Genomic DNA, 20,071 nt, shown 5'->3' with positions numbered 1-20,071 from the left:
TCCGCCCCGCGCCGGCACCGTGGCCTTCTGGCCGCACCCGACCGGCACCGACACCGTCACCGTGCTCGACGCCGACGGCATCGAACACACCCATCCCGCCGTGCGCGTCCCGGTCACCGACGCGGTCCGCCTGCTCTCCCGGGCCCGCCGGACCCCGGACGCCCACCCGGCCGCCGCGTTCTGGGGCGCGGCCACCGTGCTCGCGCTGCAACTGGTCGCGCGCGGCCGGATGTTGCCCGGGCTCTCCCCCGGCGACCACGACGCGTGGCGGGCCGGGCCGCTGGACGCCGCCGACGTGGAACGGGTGCGAGCGCTCGCCGACGCGATGCCCGGCGAGGCGCGGGCGATCCCGACGCCGGGCGGCGTACTGCTCCCGGAGGCCGCGCCGCTGGTCCGCGCCTTCCTGGACGCGGTCGCCGACACCATGCCGCGCACCGCCGCGGCGCCGCGCACCGGCGACGCCACCGCGTCCGCCGACGACACCTCCGCGTTCGCCGCCGCCGCGCCGCGCCGGTTGCCGGAGTTGCGCCCGTGGTCGGACCGGGTCGCCGCCGGGATCGACACCGGCGTGCGGATCTCGCTGCGGCTGGAGACGTACGACGTCGAACACGCGCCGTTCCGGGCCGTGGTCCAGGTGCACTCGCTCGCCGACCCGACCGCCGTGATCGACGCGGACACCCTGTGGACCGGCACCGACCCACGCTTCGGCGAACGTGCCCGGCTGGACGTATTGCTCGCGCTGCGCCGGGCCGCCCGGGTATGGCCCGCCCTGGAACCGCTGCTGAACGCCGGTGTGCCGGACCGCGTGGTGATCGGCGACGACGACCTCGGCGCGCTGCTCGGCGCCGCGACCGCCCGGCTGGCCGCCGCCGGCGTCGAGGTGCACTGGCCGCGCGATCTCGTCCGCGACCTCACCGCCAAGGCCGTGGTCGGCGCCCGCGACCGCGCGCCCGGTGATCTGCGCGCCTTCCTCGGCGGCGACACCCCGCTCGGCTTCGACTGGCAACTCGCGCTCGGCGAGCACCCGTTGACCCTCGCCGAGATGGACGCGCTGGCCGAATCGCACCGCCCCGTGGTCCGACTGCGCGATCAGTGGGTACTGGTCGATCCCGCCCTGGCCGCCAAGGCCCGCAACCGCTCGATCAAACCGCTCACGCCGATCGAGGCGCTGAACGCCGCCCTGACCGGCGGCACCGAGGTGGCCGGCAAGCGGATCGAGGTGGGCACCTCGGCGTGGCTGGACGACCTGCGCGCGCGGATCGCCGATCCGGACGCCGGCGGCGAGCCGATCGCCGCGCCCGACGCGCTCGCCGCGACCCTGCGCGACTACCAACTGCGCGGCCTGCGCTGGCTGGATCGCATGACCTCGCTGGGCCTGGGCGGCTGCCTGGCCGACGACATGGGCCTGGGCAAGACCGTCACCCTGATCGCGCTGCACCTGCACCGCCGGACCGTGCGCGGCGACCCGGCCGAGGGGGCGCCGACCCTCGTGGTCTGCCCGGCCTCGCTGCTCGGCAACTGGGAGCGGGAGATCCGGCGCTTCGCGCCGGGTACCCCGGTGCGCCGCTTCCACGGCGCCACCCGCACCCTCGACGACCTCGTCGACGGCTTCGTGCTCACCACCTACGGCACGATGCGCCTGGATCGCGCCCGCCTGGCCGCCGTGCCATGGGACCTGGTGGTCGCGGACGAGGCGCAGCACGTCAAGAACCACAACTCCGGCACCGCCAAGGCGCTGCGCGCGATTCCGGCCCGGGCCAGGGTCGCGCTCACCGGCACCCCGGTGGAGAACCGGCTGTCCGAACTGTGGGCCATCCTCGACTGGACCACCCCGGGCCTGCTCGGCAACCTCGCCGCGTTCCGCCGCCGTTGGGCCAAGCCGGTGGAGGCCGATCGGGACGGCCCCACGGCGGAACGGCTGGGCCGGCTGATCGCGCCGTTCCTGCTCCGCCGCCGCAAGGCCGATCCGGGCATCGCCCCGGAGCTGCCCGCCAAGACCGAGACCGATCAACCCGTGTCGCTCACCCGCGAGCAGGCCGGCCTGTACGAGGCGGCGGTACGCGAGGCGATGGCCGAACTGCGGGACAGCAAGGGCATGGCCCGGCGCGGGCGGATCGTCGGTCTGCTCACCGGGCTCAAGCAGATCTGCAACCACCCGGCGCAGTACCTCAAGGAGAGCGAGCCCCGCCTGGACGGTCGCTCCGGCAAGCTCGAACTGCTCGACGAACTCCTGGACACGATCCTCGCCGAGGACGGCGCGGTCCTGGTCTTCACCCAGTACGTCACCATGGCCCGACTGCTCACCAGGCACCTCGACGCCCGGGGCATCGGCAACCAGCTCCTGCACGGCGGCACTTCGCCCGCCCGCCGGGACACCCTGGTCGCCCGCTTCCAGGACGGCGAGGTGCCCGTGTTCCTGTTGTCGCTCAAGGCGGCCGGCACCGGACTCAACCTCACCCGCGCCGACCACGTCGTGCACTACGACCGCTGGTGGAACCCGGCCGTCGAGGAACAGGCCACCGACCGCGCGTACCGCATCGGCCAGACCCGGCCGGTCCAGGTGCACCGGTTCATCGCCGAGGGCACCATCGAGGACCGGATCGCCGAGATGTTGCGCGACAAGCGCGCGCTGGCCGATTCGGTGCTCACCGGCGGCGAGGCCGCACTGACCGAACTCTCCGACACCGAACTCGCGGACCTGGTCGAGCTGAGGAGCGCGCGATGACCGATGAGCGCCCGACGAGTACCGAACCCGCCCGCGCCTTCCCCGCGTTCGCCGCCCGCCGGTCGCGCGGCGCCAAGGGGCATACCTGGTGGGGCCGCGCCTGGACGAACGCCCTGGAGGACTCCGCGCTTGCGCAGGAGCCGATGCGCAAGGGCCGGGCCTGCGCCAACTCGGGCCGGGTCGGCCCGATCACCGTCGGCCCGGGTCGGATCGCCGCGACCGTGCACGACGCGGACGGCACACCGTACGAGACCGTGGTGCGGGTCGAACGGTTCACCGACGCGCAATGGGATCGCTTCCTCGACCAGGTGGCCGCCAAGGCCGGGCACCTGGCCGCGCTCGTGGAGCGGGACATGCCGCGCGATCTGGTGAGCGCCGCCGAGGACGCGGACGTCCCGCTGCTCCCGGGCATCGGCGAGCTGGATCCGGAATGCGACTGCCCCGACTGGGAGTTGCCCTGCACGCACGCCGCCGCGTTGAGCTACCAGGCGGCCTGGCTGCTGGACGCGGATCCGTTCGTGCTGCTGTTGATCCGCGGGCTGGGCGAACGCGCGTTCCTGGACCGGTTGCGCGAGCGGGACACACTCACCCGTGTTCCCGCCCCGGCGGCCGGGTCGCCCGAATCCGGGGTGACCGGGTCCGAAACGATGGGGCCCGGGCTGTCCGCACCCGGGGTGACCGCCCGGGAGGCGTACCGGCCGGCCGACCCGCTGCCCGCCGATCCGCCGCCGGTCCCCGACCCGGTCGCGCCGGCGCGGATCACCCCGCCGCCCGGGATCCCGGCGGGCGCGCTGGAGTCCCTCGTCGCCGAAGCCGCCCGCCGCGCCCGCGAGTTGCTCGCGGAGCGGTACTCGGGCCCGGTAGGGGGTCCGGGCAACGGATGAGGGGGTGGCCCGGGCCGAAGATGGGGTCGGGTTTCGGTGTCGGGCCGATTAGCTTGGGGGCGGTCCTGTTGTGATCGTTCCCCGGGCCGGACATCCGCTCCGACCCGCCACCGCGACGAGCGGAGTTCGGCGTGACCGCCACCGCCCCTTCCGACCGGCTCGTCGAAGCGCTCCGGGCGGCCCTGACCCACAACGAGCGACTGCGCGCGCGGAACGCGGAACTCGTGGCCCGCGGCGAGCAAGCGGCCGCCGACACCGGCGAGCCGATCGCGATCGTCGGGATGGGCTGCCGCTACCCCGGCTCGGTCTCCTCCCCCGGGGACCTGTGGCGGCTGGTCGTCGACGGCACCGACGCCATCGGCGACCTGCCGGACGATCGCGGCTGGGAGCGGCAGTTGCTCGACCTCGCGGCGGCCGGGATCGGCGTGGACCCGCCCCTGCGGGGCGGGTTCGTCGACCACGCCGACCGTTTCGACCCCGCCGTCTTCGGCATCGCGCCCCGCGAGGCACTCGCGCTGGACCCCCAGCAGCGGCTGCTGCTGGAGACGTCGTGGGAGGTCCTCGAGAGTGTCGGCATCGTGCCGTCCTCGCTCAAGCGCAGTGCGACCGGCGTCTTCATCGGCGGCACCATCAGCGGCTACGGCATCGGGGTCACGGAGCTGCCCGAGGGCGTGGGCACCTACATGCTCAGTGGCACCTCGAGCAGCGTGCTCTCGGGCCGGCTGTCCTACGTCTACGGCCTGGAGGGCCCGGCGGTCACGGTCGACACCGCGTGCTCCTCCTCGCTCGTGGCGCTGCACCTGGCCGTCCAGGCGCTGCGCAACGGCGAGTGTTCGCTGGCCCTGGCCGGCGGGGTGACCGTGATGTCCACCCCCGCCATCTTCTACGGATTCGGCGGCCAGGGCCTGATGTCCCCGAACAACCGCTGCAGTGCCTTCGCCGCCGCGGCCGACGGGACCGCGTGGTCCGAGGGCGTGGGCCTGGTGCTGGTCGAGCGGCTGTCCGACGCCCGCCGCAACGGCCGGCGCGTGCTCGCCGTGCTGCGCGGTTCGGCGGTCAACCAGGACGGCGCGTCCAACGGGCTGACCGCGCCCAACGGCCCCTCCCAGCAGCGGGTGATCCGGGCCGCCCTCGCCGACGCCGGGCTGACGCCCGACCAGGTCGACCTGGTCGAGGCGCACGGCACCGGCACCACCCTCGGCGACCCGATCGAGGCACAGGCCCTGCTGGCCACCTACGGACAGGGGCGCGAGCCGGAACGGCCCCTGTGGCTCGGGTCGGTCAAGTCCAACATCGGCCACGCCCAGGCCGCGGCGGGCATCGCCGGTGTCATCAAGACCGTGCAGGCGCTGCGCCACGGGCGGGTGCCGCGCACCCTGCACGTCGACGCGCCCTCACCGCACATCGACTGGTCGGCCGGGGACGTCCGGCTCGCCGTCGAACCCCGCGACTGGCCGCGGGTCGACCGGCCGCGCCGCGCCGCGGTGTCCTCGTTCGGGGTCAGTGGCACCAACGCGCACGTCGTCCTGGAACAGGCCGACGGCGCGGACGACCCGCCGCCGGTCGAATCCCCGTCAGGGCGCCCGGACGGTGCGCTCGGCCGCGGACCGGTGCCGTGGCTGTTGTCGGCGGCCACGCCGGAGGCGCTGCGGGCCCGCGCGCGGCAACTGGCCCGGTGGTACGCCCGCGACCCGCGGCCCGACCCCGTCGCCGTGGGCGCCGCGCTGGCCCGCTCCCGGGCCGGCCTCGAACACCGGGCGGTGATCCTGGTCGACGACCCCGACCGGGCCGCCGAGCCGCTGCGCGCGCTGGAATCCGGCGCCGCGTCACCACTGTCGGTCGAGGGGATCGCGACCGTCCGCGGCAAGGTCGTCTTCGTCTTCCCCGGCCAGGGCTCCCAGTGGACCGGGATGGCGACCCGGCTGCGCCGGGAATGCCCGGCGTTCGCCGCCCACTTGGCCGCGTGCGAGGAGGCCCTCGCGCCATGGATCGATCGGCGCTTGACCGAGGTGCTGGACGACGAGGCCGCGCTCGCCCGGGTCGACCTCGTACAGCCGGCCCTGTGGGCGGTCCTGGTCTCCCTCGCCCGGCTGTGGCAGGACCACGGCGTGCGGCCGGCCGCCGTCCTGGGCCACTCCCAGGGCGAGATCGCCGCGGCATGTGTCGCCGGCGCGCTGTCGCCGGCGGACGGCGCCAAGATCGTCGCGCTGCGCAGCCGGGCGATCGCCGCGGAGTTGGCCGGACACGGCGCGATGGCCTCGGTCGCGCTGCCGGTCGCCGAGGTCCTGGGCCGGATCGAGGGCGCCGGCCTCGACCTGTCGGTCGCCGCGCACAACGGCCCCCGCTCCACCGTCGTCTCCGGCCCGCCGGGCCCGATCGACGACTTCGTGCGGGCCTGCGAGGCCGACGACGTGCGGGTGCGCCGCATCCCCGTCGACTACGCCTCGCACTCGGCGCGGATCGAGTCCCTGCGCGAGCGGCTGACCGCGGAACTCGCGGACATCGTGCCGCGCGCCGGGGAGGTGCCGTTCTGGTCCACCGTCACCGGCGACTGGATCGACACCGCGCGCCTGGACGCCGACTACTGGTACCGCAACCTGCGGCAGACCGTCCTGCTGGAGGAAGGCGTGCGGGCGCTGCTGGCGAGCGGTCACGGCGTCTTCGTCGAGGTGGGGCCGCACCCGGTGCTCACGGCGGCCGTCGAGGAGTGTGCCGACAATGCCGAGGCGGACGCCGTCGTCGTCGCGACGCTGCGCCGCGACGACGATTCGTTGTTGCGCTTTCGCACCTCGTTGGCCGAGGCGGCGGTCCGCGGCACCCGGGTCGAACTCGGTCCGCTGTTCGCCGGAATCGACGCGGCGGACCTGGAGTTGCCCACCTATCCGTTCCAGCGCACCCGCTACTGGCTGATGCCCGGCGGCCCGGCCGGCGAGCCGTCCGCGCTCGGCCTGGACACCGCCGACCACCCGATCCTCGGTGCCGCGGTGGAGTTGGCCGACCGCGACGAGGTGGTCCTGACCGGCGCCCTCGGCGCGCTCGACCCGGCCGTGCGGCACGACGTGCGCGGCGTGCCCACGCTCGACGCCGCGGCCCTGGCGGAGCTGGCGGTACGCGCCGCCGACGAGGTCGGCGGCGCGGTGACCGGGCTGACCCTGGACCGGCCGCTGGTGCTCTCCGCGACGGGTGCCACCCGCGTCCAGGTGACCGCCGCCGGAAGCGGCGCCGCCGCCCGTACGCTGACCGTGCACGCGCGCCACCCGGCCGTCGCGGACGGCCGGTGGGTCCGACACGCCACCGCCGGCCTCACCGATCCGGAGCCGCCGCCCGTCGCGGACGAGGACGCCTGGCCGCCCCGGGACGCCGAACCGCTCGCGCTGCCGGACCGGGACGGCGCCCGCGACGCGGCGGTGATCCGGGGGTTGTGGCAGCGCGCCGACGAGGTGTTCGCCGACGTGGCCCTGAGCGCCGAGGCCCGCGAGGTACGGGGATACCGCATCCACCCCGCGTTGCTCGACGCCGCACTCCGGGCCTGGCACCTCGCCCGACCGCCGCGGGACGACGGCACCGGCCGCGACCTGCTGCCCGTCTCGCTCGGCCGGGTCGCCGTGCACGCCGTGGGTGCCGAGGGCGCCCGCGTACGACTGCGTCCCGACGCCGACGGCACGGTCACCGCGGCGCTCGCCGACGCCGCCGGGCAGCCCCTGGCCGACCTCGGCCCGGTGGCCTTCGAACGCGTCGCCGCGGCGGACTCGACGACTCCCGCGGGCCCGTCGCTGCCGCCCGACGTGCTCTTCGGCATCGAGTGGGCACCGGTGACCGCCACGCCGGACCACTCGCCCGGGAGTTGGGCACTGCTCACCGAAGACGCGGGCCACCTCGCCCTGTCCGCCGCTCTGCGCGACACGGGCGCCGAGGTGTACGCACACCGCGACCCGGCCGCGCTGACCGCCGCCGTCGCCGCGGGCGCCCGCGCCCCGGACGCCGTCGTGCTCCCGATCCACGCGTCGGGCGGCCGACCCGAGGCCGCCGCGTGCACGGCCCTGGCAACTCTGCAGGCGTTCCTGGGCGACGACCTGCTCGCGGCCGGCCGCCTGGTGTTGCTCACCCGGTCGGCGGTCGCCGCGCACGCCGGCGAGGCCCCGGACCCGGAACTCGCGCCCCTGTGGGGACTGGTCGGTTCGGCCGGCGCCGAACACCCCGGGCGGCTGCTCCTGCTCGACACCGACGCCCCGGTCTCCGCCGGCCTCCTGCGCGAAGCCCTGGCCGTCGGCGAACCCCGGCTGGTCGTACGCGACGGCACGCTGCGCTCGCCCCGGCTCGGCCGGGCCGCCGCCGCTCCCGCCCCCGGGCGCACCCCGCTCGACCCGGACGGCACCGTGCTGATCACCGGGGGCACCGGTACGCTCGGCGGGCTCGTGGCCCGCCACCTGGTGTCCGCCCACGGCATCCGCCGACTGCTGCTGCTCAGCCGCCGCGGCGCGGATGCTCCCGGCGCCGGGGAACTCGCCGCCGAACTGCGCGAGTCGGGTGCCCACGTCGACATCGTCGCGAGCGACGCCGCCGACCGGGACACGCTCGCCGCCGTCCTGGCCGCCGTACCCGCGGACCACCCCCTCACCGCCGTCGTGCACACCGCCGCCGCGCTCGACGACGCCGTTTTGGACGCGCTGACCCCGGAGCGCCTGGCCACGGTCTTCCGCCCCAAGGTGGACGCCGCCGTCCACCTCGACGAACTCACCCGCGCCGCGCCCCTGGCCGCGTTCGTGCTCTTCTCCTCGTCCGCCGGAATCCTCGGCACCGCCGGACAGGCCAACTACGCCGCCGCGAACACCTTCCTGGACGCGCTGGCGGCCCGGCGCCGCGCCCACGGCCTGCCCGCCACCTCGCTGGCCTGGGGCCCGTGGGCACAGGCGAGCGAGCTGACCCGCGGCGTGCTGAGCACCGGCCGGGACCGGATGGCCGATGCCGGGTTCCGCACCCTGTCCACGGCGGACGGCCTGGCCGTCCTCGACGCCGCGCTGCGCAGCGACACCGCGCTGTTCGTACCGCTTCCGCTCGACCTCGACGCACTCGCCCGGCAACTCGCCGGCAGTCCGCCGCCGCCGCTGTTCCGCGGCCTGCTCCGCACCCCGGTGCGTCGGGTCGTCGGCGCGGGAGCGGGTGAGCCCTCGAAACTGGCCGCCCGGCTGGCCGGTGAACCCCCCGCCGAGCGCACCCGGATCCTGCTCGACCTCGTCCGCACCCAGGCCGCCGCCGTCCTGGGGCATGCCGGCGGCGACGCGGTCGGCGCCGGTCGGCCCTTCCGCGAACTGGGCTTCGACTCGCTCAATTCGGTGGACCTGCGCAACCGGCTGGCCGCGGCCACCGGACTGCGCCTGCCGGTCGGCCTGATCTACGACCTCCCCACGCCGAACGCCATCGCCCAACACCTGCGCGCGCGACTCGGCGCGGACGGGGAGGAGCCCGCCGGCTCGGCCGTCCCGGTCGCCGCCCACCCCGCCGGACCGGCCCGCGAGGACGACCCGGTGGTCGTCGTCGGGATGAGCTGCCGGCTCCCCGGCGGCATCGAATCGCCGGACGCGCTCTGGGAGTTGCTGGCGTCGGGCGGCGACGCGATCGGTCCCGTGCCGGACGACCGCGGCTGGGATCCGAACCGGTTCGCCGCCCTGCACGGCGACCTGCCCGGCGTCGGCCTGCTCTCGGAGGGCGGATTCATCACCGGCGCCTCGGGGTTCGATCCGGCGTTCTTCGACATGAGCGCGGACGAGGCGTTGGTGATCGACCCTCAGCAGCGGGTGTTGTTGGAATTGGCTTGGGAGGCTTGGGAGCGTGCCGGGGAGGATCCGAGAGGGTTGCGGGGGGCGCACACCGGCACCTACCTAGGCAGTTTCTATCAGAATTACTTGTCTGATCTGCGGGAGGTTCCGTTGGCGAGCCTGCCGTATGTCTCGGCGGGGTCGGGGTCGGCGTTCGCCTGTGCTCGGGTGGCCTATACCTTCGGTTGGGAGGGGCCGACGCTGGCCGTCGACACCGGATGCTCGTCCTCCGGGGTTGCCCTGCATCTGGCCTGCCAGGCGGTGCGGCGCGGGGAGTGCACCTCCGCGCTGGTCGGCGGCGTGACGGTGCTCGCGTTTCCGGCCGCCTTCGACAACCTCGGCGGCATCGCCCCCGACGGTCGCTGCAAGTCCTTCTCGGCCGCCGCCGACGGCACCGGGTGGGGCGAGGGCGCCGGCGTGCTGATCATCGAACGCCTCTCCGAGGCCCGCCGCCGCGGTCACCCGGTGCTCGCGGTGATCCGCGGCTCGGCCCTGAACCACAACGGCGGCGGCAACGGGCTGACCGCGCCGCACGGCCCCTCGCAGCGTCGGGTCATGCGGCTCGCGCTCGCCGAGGCCGGCCTCGGCCCGGCCGACATCGACATGGTCGAGGCGCACGGCACCGGCACCGCGCTCGGCGACGCGGTCGAGGCCGAGGCGGTCATCGACGCGTACGGCCGGCACCGTCCCGCCGACCGGCCGCTGTGGTTGGGCAGCGTCAAGGCCAACATCGGCCACCCCCATGCCGCCTCGGGTGTCGTCGGTGTCATCAAGACGATCCTGGCCATGCGGCACGGCATCGTGCCCGAGGCGCTGCACGCCGCCGAGCCGCTGACCGAGGTCGATTGGCAGGACAGCGGCATCGCCCTCCCGCATCGGGCGGTGGCCTGGCCGGAGACCGGGCGACCACGCCGGGCCGGGGTGTCCTCGTTCGGCGGCAGTGGCACCAAGGTGCACTTCATTCTGGAACAGGCTCCCGAGGAGCCGGTGACGCAACCCCCGTTGCCCGCACCGGGCACCGGGTCGGCCCCGCCGCCGCCCTGCCTGTTGTCGGCCCGTACCGGGCCCGCCCTGGCCGAACAGGCCCGCAGGCTGCGCGAGCACTTGATCGCCGGCGCGCATACCGTCACACCGGCAGAGGTGGCCCGGTCGCTGGCCACCACCCGCACCGCGTTCGAGCAACGCGCCGCGATCCTGGCCCGGGACCGGACCGAACTCCTGGACGGGCTGGCCGCGTTGGCCGCCGGCACCGCCCATCCCGCGCTGGTCACCGGCCGGTCCGTCGGCGAGGACGCCCGCCTGGTGGCCCTGCTGCCCGGCGCCGAGGAGCGCTCGCCCGCCGTCGAGGCCGAGCTCTACGCGGCGTTTCCGGCCTACGCGCACGCCTGGGACGAGGCCGCCCGCGCCCTCGCTCCCCACCTGGACCGGCCACTGCCCACGCCGGGCACGGACGGCGAACCGGTCGGCGAGCGGAATGCCGAACCGCACGTCGGCGCCGCCACGTTCGCGGCACACGTCGCCGCCTACCGACTGCTGGAGAGCCTGGGCCTGCGCCCGGACGCCGTCGCCGGGCGCGGCGCCGGCCGACTCGCCGCCGCCCATCTCGGCGGCGGCCTGACCCTGCGGCAGGCGGCCTCGGTGGCCGCCGGTCGTACCGACACCTTGGACGACCGGACGGTCGCGCCGCCGCGAATTCCCGTACTGGTGGCCGACAGCGGCGCCAGGATCGACGCCGCGGCCCTGCTCGCCGGCACCGAGCCGACCGGCGACGAAGGGACCGAGGGACGCGACTTCACGTGGCGGAGCCCCGACACCGACCTCGTGGTGGTGCTCGGCGCCCCCGGCGAAGACGGGTCCGAGGAGGATGGGGCCGGCGAGGATGGGGCCGGCGAGGATGGGTCCGACACCGGTGCGGACCGGTCCGGCCCCGACACGGACCGGTCCCACTCCGGCGCGGCCCGCACCGTGCACCTGCCATCGGGCACGCTGCCCGCACCTGGAGCGGTTGCCCTGACGGTGGCCCGGCTGTACGCGGCCGGCGCCGACCCGGAGCCCGCCGACCTGTTCCGCGACGTGCCCGCCCGGTGGATCGACCTGCCGACGTATCCGTTTCAACGCGAGCCGTACTGGCTCGGGGCGTCCCGAACGAAGACCACCGATGACGACTCGGGCACCGAGACCGACGACCCCGTCGACGTGTCCATCTGAGGCGCGGCCCGGCGGCCGATTGCCGGACTACGGACAGCGGACAGCGGACAGCGGACAGCTCGAGGATGCCTGGGCCGATGAGGATCACCCCGGACGGTCCGAACCCGCCGTGGCGGTCGCCACGATGGAGGTCACCACGTGGCCCGCGCCACCGACCCGACGCCAGGCGCCCGAGGTGGTCGGCGCGGCGCTTCGCCGGCCGCCCGGCGACTGGGCCGGGGCCGGCCGAACCGCTTTCGCAGGCGGACGAGTCGGCGCTGCTCGGCCACCGACGGGGCACGATGCGCCTCGCACGCGGATCGGCCCCGCGCGTGACGCGCGCGGGGCCGGTCCGGTTCGGAGTCCGGTTCGGGATCCGGTGCGGGTCCGGTGCGGGGTCCGGTGCCCAGTGCCGTCAGGAGTCGCCGGTGCCGTCGAGCGCGAGGCGGATGAGTTCGTCGGCGTCCATCAGCGCGATCGACGCCGCGGCCTCCTCCGCGAGCGCGCCGCCGGCGCCCGATCCGGCCGGGTCCTCGGTGGCGGCGGGCGGTGCGTCGACCGGTTCCGGGGCGAGGTCCGCCCGCAGCCTGCGGGCCAGGTCGACCGGTGTGGGGTGGTCGAAGACCAGCGTGGCGGGCAGCCGCAGGCCGGTGTCGGCGGTGAGGCGGTTGCGCAGTTCCACGGCGGTGAGCGAGTCGAAGCCCAGGTCGCGGAAGGCCCGGTCCGGATCCACCGCGCCGGCCGACCCGTGGCCCAGCACCACGGCGACATGGGCGCGGACCAGGTCGAGGAGGAACTCCTCTTGGTCGGCCGCGGACAGTCCGGACAACCGCTGCGCGGGCGAGGGTCCCGCGGCCGCCGTGTCGGCCGACGCGGCGCGCCGGGCCGGTGCCGGGGCGAGGCCGCGCAGGATCGGTGCCACCGGACCGGTGCGCAGTGCGCCGGTGTCGATGCGCGCGGGCACCACCAGTGCCTCGCCGCTGCCGCGTGCGGTGTCGAAGAGGGCGAGTGCCAGGTCGGACGCCATCGGCACGATGCCGGCGCGTGCCGTCCGGGTCGGGTCCGCCTCGGCGGGTTCGCCGGCGGGCCCGCCCGCTTCGGCCCACGGGCCCCAGGCCAGTGCGGTTGCGGTCAGGCCGCGCGCGTGCCGGTCCTGGGCGAGCGCGTCCAGGAAGGCATCGGCGGCGGCCCGGTCGGCCTGCCCCGCGCCGCCGAGCAGGCCCGCGAGGGAGGAGAACAGGACGAACGCGCCGAGGTCGAGGTCGGCGGTGAGTTCGTGCAGGTTGAGCGCGCCGTCGACCTTGGCCCGTAACATCCGCCGCAACCGCTCGGGCGTCGTCGATGCGACCGGGCCGTCGGCGCGCACGCCCGTCGCGTGCACCACTCCCGTGAGCGGCCGCGCGGCCGGGATCCGCGCCAATACCTCGGCCAGCGCTTTTCGGTCGGCCACATCGCACGCCTCGACGACCACATCCGCCCCGAGGCCGCGGAGTTCGGCCGCCAACTCCGCCGCGCCCGCGGCGGCCATGCCGCCGCGGTTGACCAACACCAAGCCGCGCACGCCGTGTTCGGTGACCAGATGACGGGCCACCAAGGCGCCGAGTGTGCCCGTACCGCCCGTGATCAGGACCGTCCCGTCCCGATCGAGCGGCATCGCCTTGACGGTGTCCGGTCGCCGCGGGCCCGCCGGCCGCGCCGAAGCGGCGGACCCGCCGATCCGCCGGAGTCGCGGGGCGAGCAACCGCCCCGCGCGAACCGCCAGTTGCGGCTCGTCGAGAGCGAGCGACGCGCGGACCGCGACGGGCAGCGGACACCGGGAGTCGGCCTCGACATCCGTGTCGATCAGGACGCAGCGGCCGGGGTGTTCGCTCCGCACGGCGCGGACGAGGCCGACGATCGCGGCGTGGCCGAGGTCGGCGCCGGCCTCCCCGGGCCCCGCGGCCGATGCGCCGCGCGTACGCAGGACGAGTCGGGAGTCGGCCAGGCGCGGATCGGTCACCCACGCCTGGAGGTCGGCCAGGGCCCGTGCGGTGGACGTGTGCACCCGCTCGACCGGGTTGTCCGGCTCCGCCGCGTCGCCGGTGGGTGTGAGCAGGGCGAAGTCGGGTACGGGGGCGCCCGCTTCGATCGCGGCGCCCAGTGCCGCGGGGTCCGCGTACACCGCCGGGGTGATCCCGGCACCGACGAGTTCGGCGCGTGTGTCCTCGGTGGCCGGGCTGCCGGGCACGCCGAGCACCGCCCAGCCGGCCTCGGCGCCTTCGTCGGCGGGCGCGGTCACCGGCGTCCAGGCGACGGTGAACAGCGCGTCGCGGGCGGCTGCCCGGCCGCCGACGATCCGGTCGACGGGGACCCGGCGCAACACGAGGGAGTCGGCGCGCAGCACGGGGTCGCCCGCGCCGTCGGCCACCAGCACGGTGACGGTGTCGGCGCCCGCGGGAACGAGCCGCACCCGCAGCCGCCGCGCGCCCGAGGCGTACAGCGAGACGCCGCTCCAGGCGCACGGCACCAGGATCCCGGCGTCCCGATCACCGGAGTCGGCCGAGCCGTACGCCTGGAGTGCGGCATCCAGCAGCGCCGGGTGCAGGCCGTATCGTCCGGCCTCGTCGCGTTCGCGGTCGCCGAGCGCGACCTCGGCGTACACCTCGGCGCCCACCCGCCAGGCCTGTTCCAGGCCCCGGAAGGCGGGCCCGTACACCCGGCCCGAGGCGCGCGCCCGCTCGTGCGATTCGGCGGTGTCGAGCGGGACGGCGCCGGTCGGCGGCCAGGCGATCGGGTCGAAGTCGGCGGCCGGGCCGGCGGGGGCGAGGGTGGCACTGGCGTTGCGCTGCCAATCTCCCTCGTCCACCGCCCCGTCGGTGGCGGGGCGGGAGTGCACGGTCAGGCCGCGGCGGCCGGTCTCGTCGGGCGGACCGACCACGATCTGGATCCGTACCTCGCCGGTCGGCGGCACGATCAGCGGGGCTTCGAGGTCGAGTTCGTCGAGTCGGCCGCAGCCCGCCTCGTCGGCCGCGCGTATCGCCAGCTCCACGAAGGCGGTGCCGGGCAGCACGATGGTGCCGGCGACGGTGTGGTCGGCGAGCCAGGGGTGGGTGCGCGGCGAGATCAAGCCGGTGAGCACGAGGAGGCCGAGTTCGGACAGGGTGGTGCCGGCGAGCAGCAGCGGGTGGTCGACGGGGGCGAGCCCGAGTTCGGCGGCGTCACCGGCGCCGGCCCGGTCGGTGTCGGACTCCAGCCAGTAATGCCGGTGTTGGAACGCGTAGGTCGGCAGCGGAACGCGCCGGCCGAAGCCGGCGCCCAGGACCGCGGTCCACGCGACCGGCAGCCCGTGCACGTGGGCTTCCGTGAGCGAGCCGAGGAATCGCTCCACGTCCGGCCGGCCGCGGCGCAGGGTGCCGAGCGCTACGGCGGACCGGTCCGCTCCGTCCAGCACCTGCTCGATCACGGGGGCCAGCATGGGATGGGCGCCGACCTCGACGAAGGCGGTGTGTCCGGCTTCCAGGAGCGCGTGCACGGTCTCCTCGAAGCGCACGGTCTGCCGCAGGTTGCGGTACCAGTATTCGACGTCGAGGCCGGCGGTGTCCTGCCGGCCGGCGGTGACCGTCGAGTAGAAGGGGATGTGGCCCGAGCGCGGCTCGATCCCGGCGAGGGCGTCGACGAGCCGGTCGCGGATCTCCTCGACGTGGGCGCTGTGCGAGGCGTAGGTGGTGGGGACGCGCCAGTGGCGGATCCGCTCGCCCTCGTACACCGCCGTCAGTTCGTCGAGGGCGGCGGTGTCGCCGGCGACCACGGTGGAGCCGGGTCCGTTGATCACGGCGACCGACAGCCGTCCGGACCACGGCTCCAGCCGGGCCGCGACCCGCGCGGCCGGTTCGCCGACGGAGAGGATGCCACCGCGGCCGGCCAGCACGGTGACGGCCTGGCTGCGCAGGGCGACGATCTTCGCGGAGTCCGCCAGGCTCAGGGCGCCCGCGATGTGGGCCGCGGCGATCTCGCCCTGCGAGTGGCCGACCACGGCGGCGGGTTCGACGCCGCAGGAGCGCCACAGTTCGGCCAGGCCGATCATCACCGCCCACAACACCGGCTGCACCACGTCGACGCGCGCGAGCCACGCCTTCGCGGCGTCCGCGTCGGCGCGCAGCACCTCTTCGAGGGACCAGTCCACGTACGGGTCCAGGGCGCGCCCGCAGGCGGCGATGCGATCGGCGAACACCGGTGCGCTGTCCAGCAGTTCCACCGCCATCCGGGGCCACTCCGAGCCCTGGCCGGGGAAGACGAACACGACCCGTTCGCCGTGCCGGGCCTGGCCCCTGGCGACCGCGGCGACCGGGGTGCCGGCGGCGAGGCCGGCCAGCCCGCGCCGGAGTTCGTCGCGGTCGGCGGCTCGCAGGACGGCGCGGTGCGGCAGGGCGGACCGGGTGGCGTGCAGGGAGTGTGCCAGGTCGGGCAGCGAGGCGCCGCGGCCGGCCTCGGTGTCCAGGTGGGCGGCCAGTCGCGCGGCCTGGGCGCGCAGGCTCTCGGGGCCGGCCGCGGAGACGAGGAAGGGCAGCACGGTGAGGTCACGCAGCACCGGTGTGCCGGGCGCGCGATCCTGCTCCGGTTCCGCGTCGTCGGCGGCGGTCGCCTCGGGGGCCTGTTCCAGGATCAGGTGCGCGTTGGTGCCGCTGATCCCGAAGGACGAGACGCCGGCGCGGCGCGGTCGCTCGCCGCCGGGCCAACTCCTGGCCTCGGTGAGCACTGCCACGGTGCCCGCGGACCAGTCCACGTGCGGGGTCGGCTCGTCCACGTGCAGGGTCCTGGGCAGCACGCCGTGGCGCATCGCCATGATCATCTTGATCGTCCCGGCCGCGCCGGCGGCCGCCGCGGTATGGCCGAAGTTGGACTTCACCGAGCCGATCCACAGCGGCCGTTCGGGGTCGCGACCGCTGCCGTAGCCGGCGATCAGCGCCCGGGCCTCGATCGGATCGCCCAGCCGGGTACCGGTGCCGTGCGCCTCCACCGCGTCGATGTCCGCCGGCGCCAGGCCCGCGTCGGCCAGCGCCTGCTCGATCACCCGTCGTTGCGCGGGGCCGTTGGGGGCGGTGAGGCCGTTGCTCGCGCCGTCCTGGTTGACCGCGCTGCCGCGCACGACGGCCAGTACGGGGTGGCCGTTGCGGCGCGCGTCGCGCAGCCGCTCGACCAGGAGCATGCCGACGCCCTCGGACCATCCGGTGCCGTCGGCCGCGGCCGCGAACGGCTTGCACCGGCCGTCCGCGGACAACACGCGCTGCCGGCTGAACTCGACGAAGACGGCCGGGGTCGCCATCACGCCGGCCCCGCCCGCGAGCGCCATCGTGCACTCGCCGCCGCGCAGCGCCCGGACCGCGAGGTGCAGCGCCACCAGCGAGGACGAGCACGCGGTGTCCACGGTGACGGCGGGGCCTTCGAGGCCGAGCGCGTAGGACACCCGGCCCGACATCGCGCTGCCGACGCCGCCGGTGAGCGCGTATCCATCGACACCGTCGGGCAGGTGCCGCACCCCGCTGCCGTAGCCGCTGGGGGTGCCGCCGACGAAGACGCCGGTGGAACTGCCTCGCAGGGTGGCCCGATCGATCCCGGCATGTTCGAACGCCTCCCACGAGGTCTCCAGGAGCAGCCGTTGCTGCGGGTCCATGGCGAGCGCCTCGTGCGGGGAGATCCCGAAGAACGCCGGATCGAACTCGCCCGCGCCGTCCAGGAATCCGCCCTCTCGCGTGTAGCTGGTGCCCGGATGGTCGGGGTCGGGGTGGTACAGGCCCTCGACCGCCCAGCCCCGGTCGGCCGGGAATCCGCCCATCGCGTCCACCCCGTCGGCGACCAGCCGCCACAGGTCCTCCGGCGAGCGCACGCCGCCGGGGAAGCGGCAGGCCATGCCGATCACCGCGATCGGCTCGGGCCGCTCCAGCTCCGCGATGCGGGCCCGGGCCCGCTGCAGGTCGACCGTCGCGCGTTTGAGGTAGTCCCGCAGCCTGTCTTCGCTGCCGCTCATGAGTGCTCACCTTTCGGGGCCTGCCCGGGCGTTTCGAGATGGTCGTCGAGCAGGGCGAACAGTTCGTCGTCGGATGCGGACGCGACACCCGCCTCGTCCGGTGCCGCGGTGTGTTCCCGGTCGAGCGAGCCGAGCCGTTCCAGGAAGCGCCGCATGCGCAGCGCGACTCGGGCTCGGATCTGCCGATCCTCGTCCGCGACTCGCCCGAACGCGGCCTCCAGGCTGTCGAGTTCGGCCAGGACCGGGGCGAGTACGGACTCGTCGCCGCCGGTCAGCGCGGCCCGTAGCCGGGCGGCCAGGTCGGTGGGGGTCGGGTGGTCGAACACCAGCGTGCTCGGCAGCTCGACACCGGTCGCGCGGCCGAGCCGGTCCCGCAGTTCGACGGCGGTCAGCGAGTCGAACCCCAGGTCGCTGAAGGCCTGGTCGGCCGGCACCTGTCCGGCGGAGGTGTGGCCGAGGACGGCGGCGGCCTCGCCGCGCACCAGGTCCAGCAGGATCCTTGCGCGTTCGGCCGCGCCCGCGGCGGCCAGCCGACCGATCAGGCCGGGGTCCGCCGCCCCCGGGGCGGCCGGCACGGCCCGCGCGGCGAACGCGGCGAGCGCGGCGCCGACCTCGGGGAGGGCGCCGAGCAGCGGGCTCGGACGCAGCGAGGTGAAGCGGGGCGCGAAGGCGCGCCAGTCCACGTCGGCGACGACCACGTCGGTGTCCCCCCGGCCCACCGCGCGGACCATCGCGTCCACCGCGGCCCCCGGGGGCATCGCACGCAGGCCGAGCCGGGCGAGTCGGTCGCCGTCGGCCTGTTCGACCATCCCGCCCCCGGCCCACGGACCCCAGGCGATCGACGTCGCGGTCAGGCCGCGGGCGCGCCGGTCGCGGGCCAGCGCGTCCAGGTACGCGTTGGCGGCCCCGTAGACGCCTTGGCCGCCGCTGCCCCAGACTCCGGCTATCGAGGAGAAGAGCACGAACGCCGCCAGGGACCGTTCGCCCAGCACGGCGTCCAGGTTGGCCGCGCCCGCCGCCTTGCCCGCGGTGATCGGCGCGGCCTCGACCGGATCGGTGTCGGTGATCGGCGCGGCCTGCGGCACCCCGGCGGCGTGCACCACCGCGCTCAGCGGCGGCCCGTCGGCGTCGATCCGCCGCACGAGGCGCTCCACCGCGCTCCGGTCGGCCACATCGCAGGTCTCGATCAGCACGCCGACGCCCAGGGCGGTCAGTTCGGCCGCGAGGGACTCGGCCCCCGGGGCCCGCGCGCCTCGCCGACCGGCCAGGACCAGACGCTCCGCGCCCGCGGTCGCCGCCCACCGTGCCACGTGCGCGCCGAGGCCGCCGGTGCCGCCGGTGATCAGGACCGTGCCGAACGGCCGCCAGGGGTGGTCCTCGGCCTCGGTGGCGGCCGGCACGCGGGCCAGGCGGCGTACGCGCACCCCGTCGGGACGGATCGCCACCTGGTCCTCGGCGCCGTGCGCGAGCACATCCGCGAGGTGGGACCACACGTCGACGGCCTCGCCGGTCCGCGGCTCCTCCGGGGCGGCGCCGGGCGCACGCGGCCCGGCGTCCACGAGGTCCACCAGGCCGCCCCAGGTGCCGGGCAGTTCGAGCGCGGCGACCCGGCCGAGTCCCCAGATCCCGGCCTGGTCGGGGTATGCGACCGGGTCGTGCTCGGCGACGGACACGGCGCCGGTGGTCAGGCACCACAGCCTGGCCCCCGGTTCGGTGTCGGCGAGCGCCTGGACGAGCGCGAGGGTGGCCGCCAGGCCGTGGGTGAGACCGAGCGGGTCGGCGCGCTCGCCCGGCAGGTCGGACAACAGCGAGAGCACCCCGTCGAGGGGGCCGAAGCGGCGCAAATGTTCGGCGAGGACGCCTCGGTCGCACTCCGACGCGTCGACCCCGAGTCGTCGTACGGCGGCACCGCGCAGTTCGAGCGCACGCGCGCACGCGTCGGCGTGCCGGCTCGCCGGATGGCTCACCACGGCCCAGGCGCCGAACGGTTCCGCGCCGGATCGTTCGGTCCAGGGTGCCCACTCGGCCCGGTACCGCCAGGTGTCCGGGTCGTCGGAGCCGCCGGCGGCCCGCGGGTCGGGCAACGGGTCCAGCCAGTAGCGCTGTCGCTGGAACGCGTACGTGGGCAGGTCGACCGAACCGCCCCGCCCGGAGAGGAACGCGGTCCAGTCCACGGGCGTCCCGTGTGCGTGCAGCGTGCCCAACGCCGCGGTAAGCGTGACCCGTTCCGATCGGTCCCGGCGAACCACCGGGACGGCAGCCGCTTCGGTGCCCGAACCGAGGCACTCGCGGGCCATCGCGGTCAGCATCCCGTCGGGCCCGACCTCCAGCAGCACGGTCTCGCCCGAGGCGGCGACCGCGTCGATCCCGTCGGCGAAGCGGACCGGTTCGCGTACCTGACGCACCCAGTAATCGGGATCGGTCAGTTCCGCGACACCGGCGATCCGCCCGGTGA

General features: G+C 75.8%; 5 protein-coding genes and 1 pseudogene. 4 read left to right on the top strand and 2 right to left on the bottom strand.

Going from position 1 to position 20,071, the window contains the following annotated elements:
* Nucleotides 1–19: 19 nt before the first annotated feature.
* The 4 genes and pseudogenes from ACWCPW_RS39865 to ACWCPW_RS39850 all read left to right on the top strand — a co-directional run bounded on the left by ACWCPW_RS39865 (nucleotide 20) and on the right by ACWCPW_RS39850 (nucleotide 11,633).
* The gene (locus ACWCPW_RS39865) at nucleotides 20–2,725 is read left to right on the top strand and encodes an SNF2-related protein (protein WP_449766493.1); all 2,706 of its coding nucleotides are present in this window, start codon (nucleotides 20–22) and stop codon (nucleotides 2,723–2,725) included.
* Nucleotides 2,722–3,609, top strand: coding sequence for an SWIM zinc finger family protein (locus ACWCPW_RS39860; RefSeq protein ID WP_449766492.1), 888 nt, complete (start codon nucleotides 2,722–2,724; stop codon nucleotides 3,607–3,609). Before ACWCPW_RS39865 ends, ACWCPW_RS39860 begins: the two co-directional genes overlap by 4 nt.
* Nucleotides 3,610–3,701: 92 nt before the next feature.
* Nucleotides 3,702–8,579: pseudogene (locus tag ACWCPW_RS39855) on the top strand (SDR family NAD(P)-dependent oxidoreductase); the annotation flags it as partial.
* Complete coding sequence (locus ACWCPW_RS39850; RefSeq protein ID WP_449766549.1) at nucleotides 8,565–11,633, top strand: type I polyketide synthase; 3,069 nt, start codon at nucleotides 8,565–8,567, stop codon at nucleotides 11,631–11,633. The pseudogene ACWCPW_RS39855 and the gene ACWCPW_RS39850, both read left to right, overlap by 15 nt.
* 394 nt (nucleotides 11,634–12,027) lie before the next feature.
* Here the strand turns inward: ACWCPW_RS39850 and ACWCPW_RS39845 are convergent, their stop codons facing one another.
* Entirely contained in the window at nucleotides 12,028–17,595 is a 5,568-nt protein-coding gene (locus ACWCPW_RS39845; protein ID WP_449766548.1) for a type I polyketide synthase, read from the bottom strand.
* Between the two features lie 17 nt (nucleotides 17,596–17,612).
* The coding region (locus ACWCPW_RS39840; RefSeq protein ID WP_449766491.1) for an SDR family NAD(P)-dependent oxidoreductase at nucleotides 17,613–20,071 on the bottom strand (2,459 nt) is incomplete at its 5' end.

The sequence above is a fragment of the Embleya sp. NPDC001921 genome (assembly GCF_053594475.1).
The sequence above is the reverse complement of the archived record's forward strand: the minus strand, read 5'-3'. Positions and strand labels throughout refer to the sequence as shown.

What these genes read in the sequence shown, in the direction of transcription:
- ACWCPW_RS39860 (WP_449766492.1), top strand. Translation starts at nt 2,722, where the DNA reads ATGACCGATGAGCGCCCGACGAGTACCGAACCCGCCCGCGCCTTCCCC.
- ACWCPW_RS39850 (WP_449766549.1), top strand. Translation starts at nt 8,565, where the DNA reads ATGGCCGATGCCGGGTTCCGCACCCTGTCCACGGCGGACGGCCTGGCC.